The sequence below is a fragment of the Domibacillus robiginosus genome (assembly GCF_000966195.1).
Taxonomy (GTDB): domain Bacteria; phylum Bacillota; class Bacilli; order Bacillales; family Domibacillaceae; genus Domibacillus; species Domibacillus robiginosus.
Genome location: NZ_LAHL01000054.1, coordinates 1 through 15,502 on the forward strand (window position 1 = coordinate 1; position 15,502 = coordinate 15,502).

Annotated in this window: 14 protein-coding genes; 7 read left to right on the forward strand and 7 right to left on the reverse strand. The window is 38.5% G+C overall.

What is annotated here, in order from left to right:
- Positions 1–202 precede the first annotated feature (202 nt).
- The gene (locus tag VP97_RS19830; protein ID WP_050183894.1) at positions 203–1,330 is read right to left on the reverse strand and encodes a tyrosine-type recombinase/integrase; all 1,128 of its coding nucleotides are present in this window, start codon (positions 1,328–1,330) and stop codon (positions 203–205) included.
- A gap of 515 nt (positions 1,331–1,845) precedes the next feature.
- Between VP97_RS19830 and VP97_RS19835 the strand changes: the two genes are divergently transcribed.
- Complete coding sequence (locus tag VP97_RS19835; RefSeq protein WP_050183895.1) at positions 1,846–2,598, forward strand: hypothetical protein; 753 nt, start codon at positions 1,846–1,848, stop codon at positions 2,596–2,598.
- Positions 2,599–2,974: 376 nt separating this feature from the next.
- Here VP97_RS19835 and VP97_RS19840 read toward each other — a convergent pair whose 3' ends face one another.
- The gene (locus VP97_RS19840) at positions 2,975–3,481 is read right to left on the reverse strand and encodes a hypothetical protein (RefSeq protein ID WP_050183896.1); all 507 of its coding nucleotides are present in this window, start codon (positions 3,479–3,481) and stop codon (positions 2,975–2,977) included.
- A gap of 894 nt (positions 3,482–4,375) precedes the next feature.
- Here VP97_RS19840 and ltrA point away from each other — a divergent pair.
- A complete protein-coding gene (gene ltrA / locus VP97_RS19845; RefSeq protein WP_050183897.1) occupies positions 4,376–6,178 on the forward strand; it encodes a group II intron reverse transcriptase/maturase in 1,803 nt (600 codons plus the stop codon).
- An 83-nt stretch (positions 6,179–6,261) separates the two neighbouring features.
- On the opposite strand, the gene VP97_RS19850 is transcribed toward ltrA, so the two are convergent.
- Together VP97_RS19850 and VP97_RS19855 are read right to left on the reverse strand one after the other, a co-directional pair.
- On the reverse strand, positions 6,262–6,555 hold the full coding sequence (locus tag VP97_RS19850; protein WP_050183898.1) for a hypothetical protein: 294 nt from the start codon (positions 6,553–6,555) through the stop codon (positions 6,262–6,264).
- Between the two features lie 99 nt (positions 6,556–6,654).
- The gene (locus VP97_RS19855) at positions 6,655–6,870 is read right to left on the reverse strand and encodes a hypothetical protein (protein ID WP_050183899.1); all 216 of its coding nucleotides are present in this window, start codon (positions 6,868–6,870) and stop codon (positions 6,655–6,657) included.
- 358 nt (positions 6,871–7,228) lie between these two features.
- Here VP97_RS19855 and VP97_RS19865 point away from each other — a divergent pair, with 358 nt between their 5' ends.
- Positions 7,229–7,444, forward strand: coding sequence for a hypothetical protein (locus tag VP97_RS19865; RefSeq protein WP_050183901.1), 216 nt, complete (start codon positions 7,229–7,231; stop codon positions 7,442–7,444).
- Between the two features lie 100 nt (positions 7,445–7,544).
- Here the strand turns inward: VP97_RS19865 and VP97_RS19870 are convergent, their stop codons facing one another.
- A complete protein-coding gene (locus VP97_RS19870) occupies positions 7,545–7,931 on the reverse strand; it encodes a hypothetical protein (protein ID WP_050183902.1) in 387 nt (128 codons plus the stop codon).
- Between the two features lie 210 nt (positions 7,932–8,141).
- On the opposite strand from VP97_RS19870, the gene VP97_RS19875 reads away from it, so the two are divergent.
- From VP97_RS19875 to VP97_RS19890, 4 genes are all read left to right on the forward strand, one after another.
- Positions 8,142–9,128 carry a helix-turn-helix domain-containing protein gene (locus VP97_RS19875; protein WP_172656822.1) on the forward strand — a complete coding sequence of 329 codons (987 nt, stop codon included), beginning with the start codon at positions 8,142–8,144 and terminating at the stop codon, positions 9,126–9,128.
- Between the two features lie 344 nt (positions 9,129–9,472).
- Positions 9,473–10,477, forward strand: coding sequence for a permease (locus tag VP97_RS19880; RefSeq protein WP_050183904.1), 1,005 nt, complete (start codon positions 9,473–9,475; stop codon positions 10,475–10,477).
- A gap of 15 nt (positions 10,478–10,492) precedes the next feature.
- Positions 10,493–11,398: a TIGR03943 family putative permease subunit gene (locus VP97_RS19885; RefSeq protein WP_050183905.1), complete on the forward strand. Its 906-nt coding sequence runs from the start codon at positions 10,493–10,495 to the stop codon at positions 11,396–11,398.
- A 248-nt stretch (positions 11,399–11,646) separates the two neighbouring features.
- Complete coding sequence (locus VP97_RS19890; protein ID WP_050183906.1) at positions 11,647–13,005, forward strand: RNA-guided endonuclease TnpB family protein; 1,359 nt, start codon at positions 11,647–11,649, stop codon at positions 13,003–13,005.
- A gap of 184 nt (positions 13,006–13,189) precedes the next feature.
- Here the strand turns inward: VP97_RS19890 and VP97_RS19895 are convergent, their stop codons facing one another.
- Both VP97_RS19895 and VP97_RS19900 read right to left on the reverse strand, forming a co-directional pair.
- The gene (locus tag VP97_RS19895) at positions 13,190–14,242 is read right to left on the reverse strand and encodes a metal ABC transporter substrate-binding protein (protein WP_050183907.1); all 1,053 of its coding nucleotides are present in this window, start codon (positions 14,240–14,242) and stop codon (positions 13,190–13,192) included.
- 60 nt (positions 14,243–14,302) lie between these two features.
- Complete coding sequence (locus VP97_RS19900; protein ID WP_050183908.1) at positions 14,303–15,484, reverse strand: GTP-binding protein; 1,182 nt, start codon at positions 15,482–15,484, stop codon at positions 14,303–14,305.
- Positions 15,485–15,502: the final 18 nt, after the last annotated feature.

The window sequence follows — 15,502 nt, forward strand, 5'->3', positions numbered from 1 at the left end:
GACTTTGTCTACAAGCTGAAAGGAATGCAGTTGTTGCTGCATTCCTTTTTTGGATTGTTTAATAAAACTCATGCATTTGCATGTAAAAAACAGGTATAAATTTCATAGCTACTCCTAAACAAAGCCTCTTTTTCCCTGTTATTTGTTACAACCAATCTTTTAATCCAAATAAAGCCTTCTTTAAATCACCGAGTTTCTTCTATTATATATACCGTCCAAGTACGTTGTCTTTCCATTGATGAACAACGTGTTGTTCCCGCTCCATAATCTTCTGCAAATAGATCATCGTCGTCTCGATTTTCTCATGACCTAATGCTCTCATAATGGCATACACATCGCTGTTGTTCATATAGCTGATAATCGCAAAGCTGTGTCTAAATTCATGTGGTGTGATTCTCTTTTTCCGCGCCTGAATCGATAAGATTGGCACCTTCTCGATCTCATCCCCCAACATCGTCGCAAAGTATGACGGGCGGAATGCTTTCCACCGGCTGTTCGGAAAAAGCGGTTCATCACTGATGCTTGGAAAGTCTGCTGGCAGAAGCCGGGTTTTCCGGTACAGCACGATGCTGTCCATTACCTTCTGGCGAAGCGGAATATCCCGCTGCTTATTCCCCTTGCCGATTACATGTAAATAAAACCCGCCAAGGATTGGATCAAACCGGACATCCGATACTTTTAAGCGGCACAACTCATCATTCCGCATACCGGTTCCCACCAGTACTTGAATCAAAGTAAACATAATCGGATTACGGTCTTTATAGTAGTCCAGCAGCTGAATGACTTCCCCTGGTCCCAAGTCACGGTTCGGCCGGTCATCTTTCCGAACCGTTGCCGGGCGCAAACCTTGGTGAATAGGCTGCTTGAGATAGCGATTCTCGTGCAAAAAACGAAAGAAACTCTTAAGGATGGTCGTTTTACGCGCCAGAGTCGCCGGTGAATAAGCCCCTTTCTTTTTCACATGCGGGCTTTCTTCCGCAAGCCAGGACTGGTAACGGCGCAGATGCCGCGGAGACAAACTTTTAAATAACGATCCTTCTTCAATCTGCTCAATGTCTAGCCCAATTTCCTCTGAAAACTGCATCATGTTCCGGATCATTTGGGACAGCTCCACTTCATACTCCTTCAGCGTGCGGTCCGAACGTCCGGCTTCCTTATTCAGATTCATAGTGCGGTACAGGTAGTAATGAAGCGCATCCCTGTCATTGAAATAAAAAAATGGATCCTCGTTTTCTTTTTCGGCACGGTCTATCCGTTCTAGCAGCTGCCCGGCTGCTTCCGTCCGGTCAGCCGGAAAAAGCGGCTGGCTGTTTGGGTTAAGTTCAAACATATGTATTCCTCCTATCTTTTCGGATGAATGATCCCTCTCCTTTTTACTTGCAGAAAACTTTCAATCGCTTTTCTATATGATCATCTCATTTTACATGCAATCAAATAATCATTTGAAAATTATATATGTATGGTGCTTACCGTTTTATTTCTTTTCATTTTTGTCATTTATCTTACTGTTTAATTATATCATTATTTAATTATATTTAATTTTTATTTGTTCTAATCTACTGAAAAAAAGGCTCCCTTTGTTTCAGTTATTATAAATAATTAAAAATATATATGATAAATATTTAAAATAAAATAATTAAAATTGTATATAATTAATTAAAATGATAAAATTATATTAATTGTTAAAAAACAATAAGAAAAATAGATAATGGGTTTTTAGAATAAGAAAAGAAAAACATCAATATACACATACGTAATGAAATAAGAAGGAATAAAGAAAGGGAGCAAATTGAATGATGGAGTGGACTCTTTCTTGGTTGATCCATTATAAGGAAGAGGAAAAGGATGAAGCAGCATCCAGTCGTCAAATTGATCTTTTCGGATGGTAGCGGGCAGTTTGTAGATTTTTCTATAAGAAGTGTTGGTGAAACAATTGGGGAAAGAGCGTCACTTATCGATCAAGGAAGCTTCCCCGGGAATGATGAGTGGTGTGGATTACCGCATGTTGTTTGTTTATTAATGGAAGACATTGAAAATATAAAAGAGGAGCGGTTTACCACGATTAAAATTGAAGATCGTACAGCTTTTGAAGATAATCAATTAAATTTTTGGGAATGCGACTGTAAAGAGGAACCGGCGTACATGTATAACGTGGACGGAGAATATAGGAAAACGCTCGTTGAATTTTGGGATCACTACAATCAGTTCCCTTTAAAAGTAGTCCATACGCGTGTGTGGGACATGGATGATAACCAGGATTACGACAAGGTATATAAACTTAGAATTGATGTTATTCAGTCTATACAAGAATTGAACCAGATGCTGGATGAGGTTGGGTGGAAGCTGATGGATGAGACCTTTTTTATTACCAATTCATCGAAACCTATACAGTTAGAAACGTATCCCGTTGTGTGGTCAAAAAAGTTAATGGGAGAAAAACCTTTGTTTGAGCTAGATCCGGGAGACACCCTAACAGAGGTCATTTTACATGGAAATTCTTTTCTAATTGGCACACAGGATCAGAGCCTGTCTACCAAAAAACAGGTTGAGGAAATGATCCTTCGAGAAAAAGAAAAAAACAGCCAGGCGGAGACCTGACTGCAGAAATGGTTTCGTTGTAGGAGTTGGAATTTTAAGTAGTAAGTACGAAACAATAACAGTATGAGCCCATGAAGAATGTATTATACAATCCCCAAAAAATAAAAAAAGCCGAAGAACAGGCGCTCTTCGGACAAATGATGAGATGTTTTTTTATCTTACCTGAAAAAACGAAAGCTAAACCTAAGTGTAAACTTAAGCTGATATAAAATGATGAATCGATTGTAAGGATAGATATAGAGAGTCGGTAAGAAAGCTGTATGCAGTGAGGTATCATGCTGCTAAAACGATTGGCTATAAACGAGTTAGTCAGTAGTTGACCGAAACTGTTAAGCATGAAATCTAAACAAGATCTTTAGAGACCTGCTTTTTACTTTTATTTATTTATTTTTTGTTCTAGTTTTTCAATTGCTTTAAGAACTGCATTTCGATTTTTTGCGGATTTCATCCAAAAAGGTAGTCTGCTTTCTACACTCAAATAATAGGGTTGATTTTCTCTTAATTCTGCTGCAATGTAACTTTTGAGATATTGCAAGTGTTCTTGATTATATGCCCACAAAGTATGTCCGCAACAATGCGTTTGTAAATACAAGGGATAGCCAAAATACCAATCAAATGCTCCACCGATATTTATAGATCCTTCAACCCACTCATTGCCGTATGAAATAATATTGTGTTTGAAAAAGCTAGTTCTTTTTGGAACTACTTCTTTAGTTAATCCGCAATACATGCAAAGAAACCTTCTTGTAATTTCAATACTATGAGGGGAATGTTCTCCTAAAGAAAACACCTTTGCTTGGCCGTTACAATTCGGGCAAAACACAAGAAATTCATGACCAAAGGTTTCAAGCATTCGATGTTGATTTTTAAATTGTTTTTTCATTACTGGAAACTCCTTGTTTAAAGTTGAAATAATACCTTGAAAATGATTTGTCTTTTCACACAAAAACATAGGCTGATGTAAGTGTAGCTTCATTATAAAGGAAAGATAAATGAATTAAATACCTAGTTAATCAACAGTACGTCTATATGAATAATCAATGCTGCTCTTATCTTAGGCAGCAGTTGGCCGAAACTGTTGATTGTGCGAAACGTTTCCTTATAAGTGGGTAAATACGAAAAAGGAGGATTACTGCAGGTAATCACAACTGATTAACTGAAACCTGGAATGAAAGCCGTCATGTTGAGCTGAAACAGGTTATCTAATACTCCTGCATGCACAGGAAGATAGTAGTCTGAACGTGTATGAAGCCAGGTGAAGTCGGCTGAAATGAACCTAAGTTGCTTATTCAGAATATGGTTCATGATAGGCCGGGATGCTATAAAATATCTATGGTGAGAATGCCCTGCGGGCTGACGAACTTGCGAATGTACGGGTCTAAACAGTTACTATGATTGAAAAACATAGTCTGACCAGCACAGAGTTAAACACCGAAAAGTAAAATTACTCAATATGAAATTCGGTATATCCAACAATGAGGATATAGTTTAACAGGCTCATAGTAAGCACCTAAGGATATATGCACAGCTAATTTAATCGGAACGTTGTAAGCAGGAGACATCTTTTAAACGACTACTATCGGGATGGTGTCTATAAGGCAAAAGCCGAAGTGACTTTACTCTTGTGAAAGTAGGGACACAGTACCGTTGAAGCTATGGAAACATAGTGAAGGGATAGTCCCAAGTCTTGTTCTTTGAAAACTAAAACAACTAAATGAAACTCACAGGGTCGAGTAAGAGGATGGGACTTTTTTTTTGAAAGGGTAATAATCCATCGGTGAGTACAGCCTTACGGCACGCAGAATACTATAATATGCAAGACACATTTGATACCCTGTACGAAAAGAGTAAAAAGAATGCAACGAAGGGTCTCAATCTGTATGACATGATTATCTCAAAAGATAATATCTTACTTGCCTACAGAAATATCAAGGCAAACACAGGCTCAAAAACAGCAGGAACAGATGGCATCACAATTGACCAGTACAAAATAGAAAATGTTGAAACATTCATTGAAGAAATAAGGACGGCCTTAAAGCAATATAAGCCCCAGACAGTCCGAAGGATTGAGATACCAAAACCTAATGGAAAGAAACGCCCGCTGGGCATTCCGACTATGAGGGATAGGCTGATTCAACAGATGTTCAAGCAAGTACTGGAACCCATTTGTGAAGCCCAATTCTATAACCATTCGTATGGATTTAGACCAAACAGGTCAACTCACCATGCAATGGCAAGGTGCCAGTATCTAGTCAATTTTACGAATAACCATCATGTAGTGGATATAGATATACAAGGTTTCTTTGATAATGTAAGTCACACGAAGCTAATCAAACAATTGTACCGTATGGGGATATGCGACAAAAGAGTGCTAACCATTATATCCAGGATGCTCAAGGCTCCGATAAAAGGAATCGGGATACCTGCCCAAGGCACTCCACAAGGCGGTATCCTCTCCCCTCTTTTATCGAATATTGTACTTAACGACTTGGATTGGTGGATCAGTGCACAATGGGAAAATATGAAGACTCGATTTAACTATAGTAAAAAGAAAAGCCGAATCAAATTCTTAAAGAGGTCGAACTTAAAAGAAATGTATATCGTGAGATATGCGGACGACTTTAAGGTGTTTACGAACTCTTATAAATCGGCGATAAAAATATACCATGCAGTCAAAGGCTACTTAAAGAATCAGCTAAATCTTGATATATCAACCGAAAAATCAACGATTACTAATTTGAGGAAAAGGAAATCTGAATTTCTTGGCTTCTCCCTCAAAGCAGTAATTAAGCGTAAAAAATACGTAGCCAACACACACATCACAGATGAAAAAGCGAAAAACATTTTGAGAAACTCAAAAACGCTCATCAGAAAGATCCAAAATAGCCCAACACCAAAGACGGCTATGGACTACAATGCTTATATTCTCGGAGTTAAGAACTACTATAAAATTGCCACACACGTAAACGTTGACTTTGCGAAAATAGCCTATCGTCTCTCACGAGCCCTGCACAATCGTCTCAAATCAATCGGGAAGTATAGGATACCCATTGCTCCGTCTGTAACGTACAAAAGGTTCCATAAAAATAATTTTAAAACGTATGAGATAGCGGGTATACACCTGTTTCCTCTGGCAGATATTCAAACCAGAAACAATATGAACTTTAGTCAGGACATATGCAGCTACACAAAAGAAGGACGGTTGAATCTTCACAAGAAACTAAAAGCTGACATCTCAATTGAAATCAATAAGATGCTGAAAGCATCCTATGACAATAACACTCTAGAATATAGAGATAACAGGATCTCAAGATATTCTATGCAACAAGGGAAATGTGCGGTAACAGGTACATTTCTGACATCAGCAGAAGTTCACTGCCACCACAAAATACCAAAGAACATGGGTGGAACAGACGAATTTAAAAACCTTGTGATCGTCCATGAAAATGTTCACAGACTAATTCATGCGACAGATGAAAAGGCGATTGTGCGGTATAAAAGCCTTCTTCAACTGGATGGAAAACAGTTGAAGAAACTAAACCAGTTCCGTAAAGTTTGTAATTTAGCTGCGTTAGTCTAAAAGAACAAGATAGAACGCCGTATGAGCCGAAAGGTTCACGTACGGTGTGGAGCAGGGGAAAAGGCAGAGATCACTTCAAAGCCTTACCTATTGCTATAAAATGTTATTTCTTCAATGATTAGGCTAAAGAAAAGAACCGCTAGAGCAACAGCTAGCAGGGAAAGAAAGAGTTTATCTCTTAGCCTTATTTTGCTCACTTGGTTATTAAGTTTATCTATCCACCCAAAAGCGGACATAGCAAGCAAAACAATTATAACTGTTTTGAGTATACTTACAAGACTAAATGTTTCATGATGGGATGCGTCAAAGTAAACATCGAGAACGATAGCTGCAGTAAATAATAAGAACTGATAAATAAAAAATTTTAAGTAATGCATGATATGTAGATTACTCCTATTCTATAGACACCTATAACAGAAGTTGACTGCTAATGTTGGGCAAGGTTGGATGAGAACACTTTAAATTTTTAGAGAAAATTAAATTAAACCTAAAGCCATAACCACACCAAATAAGATGAGTAACAAACCTAATGCCATCAGCGCGGATTCACTTGTAATAGAGAGAAAAGCCAAAAATACAGAAGTAAATCTGCGTTTTTTATTGTGTTGAATATCACTATTCATTTTGTAAATATATATAGCATTTAAAATAACGATAATTAAGCCAAGAGTGGAAACAAACAACCATATCATGTACTAACACCTCGGTACTATGTTGTTTTTATAACTATTTGCTGTTAAGTCAGTTTAAATAATTTTTATTCTTTTTCTTCCTACGAAACGAGTAGTTTGCCATAAGCAGCAAAATGATAATAAAAGCTAAATCAAGATAATCTGTAAACTCTCTAAATAGAAACTTGCAGATAATTATGCTACTTAGAGCAATTAAAAACAAAGGGTAAATACTGATTTTCTTTTTCAAAATGACACTTCCTTTATAACCTGCGAGTTAAACAATTCTATCTTTACATTTAGGATAAAAATCACTACTTAGTTAATAAACAGTACGTCCACACTTCAACATATATTAACAATAAAAGGAATGAGAGCTTTGTTAAGAGCTATTTATATTGGTGATATTAGATTTAATGAATGCAATGTTTTTGAATATGACAATGATACAAAGAAATTCCACATGGTGAATGATAGAGAGATTAGCTATGATTTTGAAGTTGTAATGGGCGATGCTGATTTTATTATATTTGCCACAAATGGAGAAATTGCGTTTCAACTTGAAGTTAAAAACAGAAATTTTAATGTGGACTAATTAACAGTTCATAAATACAGGTAGGCCGCATTAACCTCAGCTTAGATGACAGTTGATCGAAGCTATCCGAATGAGGCCCACTTTAGAAGGTAATGTTCGACTACTTAATTTTTAAAAATACTAAGAAACAAACAACAGAGATCAAGAATGCTAGAAAATCGGTACCAAAACTTTCCCAAGTAAAGTCGGTGATTGCTCCGTGAAGCAAAAAGTAAAATTGTTTAGAAATACCAACAATAATGAAGCTGCTTATTAGTATATATAAATGTTTGCTCATCCCTAAAGTTAAAGGAGCATCCTTTTGTTCTGTTGTTTCTTGATCTTTTAAATTTAGATAGAGAAGCATACCTACAAAGAAGGCTGCTCCAATTAAACTGGTAAGGGATCTTATGGATCGGGTTTCATCAAATCCAAATAGAAAATGCCCTAAAGTATACAATGCTGACAGAACAATTACCCACCGAAGTAACACTTTTTTCTTTTTCATTAGCTGATAATGCCTTCTTTCAAATAAATATTAATGCTTGTGTAAGTTTACTTCTATCTTTTTATATAAGCAACGTGGATTAAATTGACAAATGGTTAATTTAATCCTCCATGCAGAAAAGCACTAGAATGAATGACCACATATAAAGATCCTCAGACAAGCGTATTTCATATAAGAAAGCAGATATTTTTTAAAGGACGTGTCAAACCCATGCAAATAAACCAGGAGAAATACTATTCAACAAAGGAAGTCGCGGAAATGATTGGCCGCTCTGTTTCTACGGTCCATGCTTATGTCCAAGAAGGCAAGCTAAAATCTGTTGAGGATCCATGGGGAGGTCATCAAGGACTGCTTTTTTCTAAGGAAGCAATTGAACAGCTCATTCAAACCATGCCAAAAACGCCGGAAGGCTTAACCTTAAACCAAGCGGCAGAGTACCTGCAGACAAACCGGAATTTTATTGCGGCTTATATAAAAGAAGGGATTCTTCCCGCTTTTGAAGGACAAGTAAGAGGAAGAACAATCCCTCTTATTCAAGAAAGCGACTTAAAAGAATTCAGTGAGCTGCACGAAAATAAAATTTGGGAAGACCGGCTTTCCCAGCGCCAATATTATAATAAAAAAGCCAAAGAAGCGGTATACCAGCGCTTTTCTTCCCCTTCCATCCCGGAAGCGAGACTCATGCGCAAAGGTTTAGGTTCCTGGTACTTTACAGTACCAGGAGCCGAAGATACATTCAGCTACATGGAAGGGATCTATACACATAGGTTAACACCTGACTATTCCGTTGAAATGGGCAAGCGCAGCACGAAGCCTGGATACGCGGTGCTTAATCTTCCGGCCGACTACTCCCTCACCTATCAAGTAATGGATCTGCTTTATCAGCAGGTGCCGGTGGCTAATATGTACATGGAGCGGTTAAAGGATCGATGGGTCATTCACATGAAAGATGCCCGGTTAAGTGGTGTTTCTGTTAAGATAGCTGATTTCATTAAACACTCAACTAAACAAGGGCGTGTGCGGTATGTTCCGGAATACGAAGCCCTCAGCATTGAATCGGAGGAAGAGTTGTTGTCGGTTTCATTGTCAGTGGATATTAAAGACTGGCTGCGAAAAAAAGGTGAACAGACAGGCAAAAGTATGCAGGATATTGCCGCGGAGATACTTGATGAGGTGTATAAACGTGAGCAAGGATAAAGCAGATATAATATTGATCATTTTCAAGAGTTCAATCAAAATCGGAACTGACTTATCTAAGTTAGTTCTTTTATTTTATATCCTATGATTGTAATTGCCTGGTTCTTGTTTTAGCTAAGCGGAGAACATATTTCAAAAGCTATGTGGAAGGAGCCACATAGCTTTAACTACTCTATATGTAACTTAAGTTTTTTTTTCTATAGAAAGCATATGCTCTATACCTAGTCGATTTTAAATCCGCTCTATGTAGGAAAGTACTTCTAACCCTACTATCATACTCATAAGATAACCTGAATTTGCATCAATCCGGCCAGAATGAAAGTGATTGAAGAACGGGGGATCATATGGATCGTGGGATACGACTCTTTTTTCTCGATTTAATGCTGCTCATGTTAGGGGCAGTCATTATCTATTTTGGCTTTTTTAGTGACGGGATAACTAATCAAAATAGCTCTTTTCAAATGCCTTCCTCCTTTTTGCAGTTAAACACGATTTTTTTGAGTATTTTAATTGAAGCAATTCCTTTTGTGTTATTAGGGGTTTTTATTGCAGGATTTATCCAAATTTTTATTACCGAAGAACAGATCCAAAAATGGATTCCTAAAAATAGATTTTCTGCGGTGCTGATGAGCTGTGTAGTCGGAGCTTGTTTTCCCGCTTGTGAATGTGGCATTGTCCCAATTGTCCGGCGCCTTGTCGCTAAGGGAGTACCCATATATGCAGGTGTCGGCTTTTTGCTGACAGGTCCGCTGATTAACCCCATTGTCATTTTGTCCACCTATATGGCTTTTGGCAACGACTTAAAGATGGCTTCTTTAAGAATGGGAGTTGGTTTTGCAGCCGCTTTGATCATTGCTTTGGTTACCAGCTTAGTTTTTAGAAAAAACCAGTTGAAAAGGGTGCCAGAAAATACAATAGAGCATGGATTGAACCCAAAAGCTTCTTTTGTTAAAAAGTTCTGGCACATGCTTAAACATGCTATTGATGAGTTTTTTGATATGGGAAAATACTTGATACTGGGCGCTTTTTTCGCGGCTTTTATTCAGACGTATGTCTCTGCACAATCTCTGTTGCAGATTGGAGAGGGATGGGTGTCTTCTACACTTGTTATGATGGGACTCGCCTACCTTTTATCTCTTTGTTCAGAAGCCGATGCTTTTATCGGTGCTTCTTTTCGAAATTTGTTTCCTACTTCCTCTATTCTGGCTTTTTTAATTTATGGCCCTATGCTGGACTTGAAAAATACAATTATGCTATTCAGTGTCTTTAAGGTAAAGTTTGTTCTTTATTTAATGGTCATTATTACCGCCACCGTCTTTATGTGCGTCAGCTTTTTAAGCGGGCTTTAAAAGGAGGAGCAAAAATTGAAATTTCAAGCGCATCAAGCTTTTAGGGCGATGATTTTATTTGCTTTTTTTGCTTTCTTGATAAAGCTTCATATGAGTGGGGACATTCTAAAGTACGTGAATCCAAAATACAACTTTCTTAGTCAGACAGCGGCTTATCTCTTTTTGTTCCTATTTTTTATTCAATGTACACGGATCTGGACCCGCAAGAATAAGCATGGTGAGCATTGCTATCATAAGTGTAATCACGATCACGGCGATTCGCACTCCCCTGTTAAAAAGAGAATTGCCTATTCTATTTTGACTTTTCCATTGCTGACAGGTTTTTTTCTTCCTGCGAAATTAATGGATGCTTCGATGGCATCAAAAAAAGGAATTATTTTAAATGGAACAGTAGGCCTTCAAAAAGAAGCAAAGAGTGAAACAGGAACTCCTCCTTCTCTTTATGCTCAGGAGGAAAAAATTGCGATTGATCACGAAGTTGCCGTTGACCGAAAAGAAGTAAAGAAGGAAGCATACGACGAAAAAATGAAGCAGCTTGAAAACGCTGAAGTTATTGATATGAATGAAGAGGTATTTGACCCGTATTATGGGCAGATAAGTGAGAATCCTGAAAAATATAAAGGAAGAACACTGAAAATGAAGGGATTTGTTTATAAAGAGAAAGGGTTTCAACCTAATCAGTTCGCCATGACCCGATTTTTAATTACACACTGCGTAGCAGATGCGACAAGTATTGGTTTTCTGACTGAATTTGAAAAAGCCCAAACTTTGCAACAAGATACCTGGCTGGAAATAGAGGGAACACTAGAGCTGACGACTTATAACGGCTGGGAAATGCCGCTAATAAAAGTAAACTCTTGGAAAGTAATTAAAGAACCAAAAGAACCCTATGTTTATCCTATTTGGATAAAAATACTTTAGAAGCTCTCTCGCCCAGCAATTAAATTGAACAAAAAATTAGCGCCACATTCCCCTTCAAGATCTCCGATTTAGTGGGGGTTAGGCGCTAAGGTCTTTATTCTTCTTGTTCTTCTATCTTTTTATTATACCGATTGCCACTTCCTACTTACCATCATTCATACTGATTCTCTTTTCGTTTTACAATTGATTTCCATTTTGATACGATCAACCTATCATAAGGATTACAAAATGGAAAGGAGGGTTTGATCATGAAAGTTGCGAAGTCGCTGCTACACAAAATTATAAACCAGACCGAAATCTTCCATGCTACGCTTGATATTTACAATGACGCTTTGGCTTATGTGATTGAGGTCATTGACAAAGAATTTGATAATACCGAAAGCCTGACAACAAAGTCGATTGTGCCAGCAGTGGAAAAACTGATTCACGCAACCAAATCAAACCCTCTTCCGAAATACAAAGAGTTTAACGAGCGTTTTTACAAGTTTCCGTCCTACTTCCGCCGAAGTGCCATTGCTTCTGCTTTTGGCAAAATAAAGAGCTTCCGCTCTAACTATCAAAACTGGGAAAAAGAGCAGAAGTATACTCTTTCCGAAGGAAAGAATTTTAAAAAACAGCCTCCACGGCTGCAAGTGAAGCATAAAGAGTTCCCTGTGTTTTATCGGGGGAACATGTTCAGCAGGACATCTGATACGTCTGCACAAATTAAGGTATTTCATCAGAATGACTGGGTATGGATAGATATCGAATTTAAAGGGCAGGACCATTATAAGCGTGGTGTTTGGGAGTGGAAAGAGAACAACCCTAAGCTGATCAAGCGGGGAAAGAAGTTCTTTCTTTCCATCAGCTATGAAAATAAAGTTACTTTAAGCAAGACTCCTACTCAAGAGCAGAAAGTGTGTGCGGTAGACCTTGGACTGACGAATTCCGCGGTTTGTTCCATTATCGATGCAAAAGGCACTATCTTAGGCCGGACATTTATTGACCAGCCTAAAGAAAAAGACCGTCTGCAGACGTTAACGAACAAACTGCGGAAAGCCCAGCGGGCAAGCGGCCGTATTCATGCACCAAATTTTTGGCGGCAAATCAATGGGCACCAGCAGCATATTGTCCGCCACACCAGCCATGAAATTGTAAAGTTCGCGTCAAAGCATGGCTGTGACGTCATCGTATTCGAATACCTGGGCAGAATAAAAACCCCAAAGGGGTTCTATGGAGCCAGGAAACTTCGCTTCAAGCTTCACGGTTGGCGAAAAATAGGCATCCAGAACAAAGTGGAAGAAATGGCGCACTGCCTGGGCATGCGCATTTCCCGGATCAATCCGCGAAACACGAGCGCCCTGGCGTTCGACGGCTCTGGAAAAGTGGAACGAAACCCGAAAAAAGACCTTGCCGTGTTTTCAACGGGCAAAGTCTATCATGCGGATTTATCCGCTTCTTATAATATCGGGTCCCGTTATTTCATTCGGGCTTTTCAAAAATCCATTTCGGAAACGAAATGGTTGTCCCTTCAGGCAAAAGTTCCTGAGCTGGCAATAAGGACATCACAGACCTTGTCTTCGTTTATTAGTCTTCATCATGCACTCGGGCTTCCGGAGGAAGCTTAATCCGCTGATGTTGTACTGTATTCAAGATAAGGGATGCTCCATCAAAATCTTTGATTTAGGTGGAGAGGTTCACTAGATAAAGCATATTGAGAGACTAATGGTTCATCCATTTTTTTATTTTCATCTCTACTCTTTAAGTACAATAATAAAAGGACCGCTAAAATTCATTTAACGGCCCTTTTATTTAATTTAACGCTTTCTTCAGTGTTTCTATATTCTGTTTCATTAAACTTATATAGTCTTCCTGATTTTCGACTTCCTGTTCTGTAATGGATTCTAAATTGTGAAGAGTTAGTGGTTCAGCCCCAATCTCATTTTGAACCACATCCGTTATTTTAGACTCAACATTTTGTTCGAAAATAATATATTTTACCTTTTTTTCACGAGCATCTTTAATAATGGCTTGAAGTTCTTTTTGTGACGGCTCGTCGCTTGGCGCAAAACCAGCGATGCTGATTTGTTTTAATCCATACCGTTCTTCCCAGTATCCATATGCAGCGTGTGAGACTACTATTTCTTTTGTTTTTCCATTTTGAATAGTCTCACTGAATTCTTTATCGAGCTGCTCTAGCTCGCTTTTCAACTCTTTAAAATTCTCCTCAAACGCTTCTTTTTGTTCTGGTTTTAACTCAACTAATGCCTGTTTAATGTTTTCAGCTATGGTAATGGCGCGTATAGGATCTAACCAAATGTGCGGATCAAGATCACCGTGATCCTGTTCTTCCTCGTCTGCCTCATGCTCGTGAACCGCCTCACTGTCCTGGCTATCCTCATGGGTTTCTTCTTCAGCCTGCTCCTCTGAATTTTCACCTGCATGTTCATCTTCATGGCCTTCATGCTCGTCGCTGCCTTGAATAAAAGTAACTCCATCTGCTGCTTCAATCAGCTTTACTTCTTCATTTTTCAATGCCTCTACAGCGTTATCAACAAACCCTTCTAAGCCAGCCCCTGTATAGATAAACCCATCTGATTTAGCGATATTAATCATTGTTTTTTGAGATGGCTCAAATGTATGGGCATCGATATTAGGAGGATAAACACTTTCTACCTGGGCATATTCACCGCCAATTTTTTCTGCAAAGTCTTTCAAAGGAAAAATCGTTGTATAAATCGTTAGCTGGTCTTTTTCTTCTTGATTCTCTGTCTGTTCTATTGTTTTGCTCTCACCACATCCTGATAAAAACATGGCTGATGCGAGTATAATAGTGAAAAATACAGATAACCCTTTCACTTTCATTCTCCTTTTTCTAGAAAACTCTTTTGTTTTATCTATTTTCGCCTTTCTCAAAAGCATCAGTTAGGCGGTTGTGAAGGCTGGAATCCGGTCAGAAAAATCAGTCCAGTCCATTGTCATTTCATCATCTGAAAGCAAACAAAAGTCGAGGGATGTTTCAATTTCTACTTGGTTCATATCTAAGCCAATAAATACAAGCTCTATCATGCGGTCTCCAAAGGTATCATCCCATCTTTCCAGCAATTCCGGCTCCTCTTGTAAAATAGCTTGTTTCTCATCTTCGGGATAAGCCGCAAGCCATTCACCAGCTCCCTGAATCATGATCGATGGACCTGCCTGAGACAGCAGACCCGTTATGTCATTCCGGCTGGCAAGCCAGAAAAAGCCCTTTGCACGGATCACATCGACCGGCCAGTTTTCCAGCCATTTCATAAAACGTTCTGGATGGAAGGGACGACGGCGGCGATAAACAAACGAAGAAATGCCTAAACTTTCTGTTTCTGGTGTGTGCTCTTCATTCAGCTCTTTAATCCAGCCAGCTGCCTGACTCATTTTTTCAAAGTCAAAGGAGCTGGTATGTAAAATACTTGTAAGTGGTATATCGCTAAACGCTGATTTAATTACCTTCGCTTCTGGATTTAACTTTCTTAATACAGCCTCTAATTCCTCAGCACTTTCATCATTTAGTAAATCCACTTTATTGAGAACAATCACATTAGCAAATTCAATTTGGTCAATCAATAGATCAACCACTTCCCGTGTATCCTGTTCGTCGGTTCCTTGTTTTCGATCCAGTAAACTTTCACCAGATGAAAAATCGTGCCAGAAACGATTTCCGTCTACTACGGTTACAAGGGTATCAAGAGATGTTTTTTGAGTTAAATCAATTCCTAATTCTTCATCAATATACGTAAAAGTTTGCGCGACTGGTACGGGTTCGCTAATCCCTGATGACTCAATGACAATATAATCAATGTCACCCTGGTCTACCAGCCTCTCTACTTCTTTCATTAAATCGTCACGCAGCGTACAGCAAATACATCCGTTCTGCATTTCCACCAGCTGTTCCTCTGTCCGTGTAAAGCCGCCCTGTTTAAGTAAAGCGGCGTCAATATTTACCTCACTCATGTCATTGACAATGACAGCAATTTTTAAGCCTTCACGATTTTGCAAGATACGATTTAATAAAGTAGTCTTTCCTGAACCTAAATATCCACTCAATACGGTAACCGGCACTTTTTTCATAAATAAACCCTCTCCCAA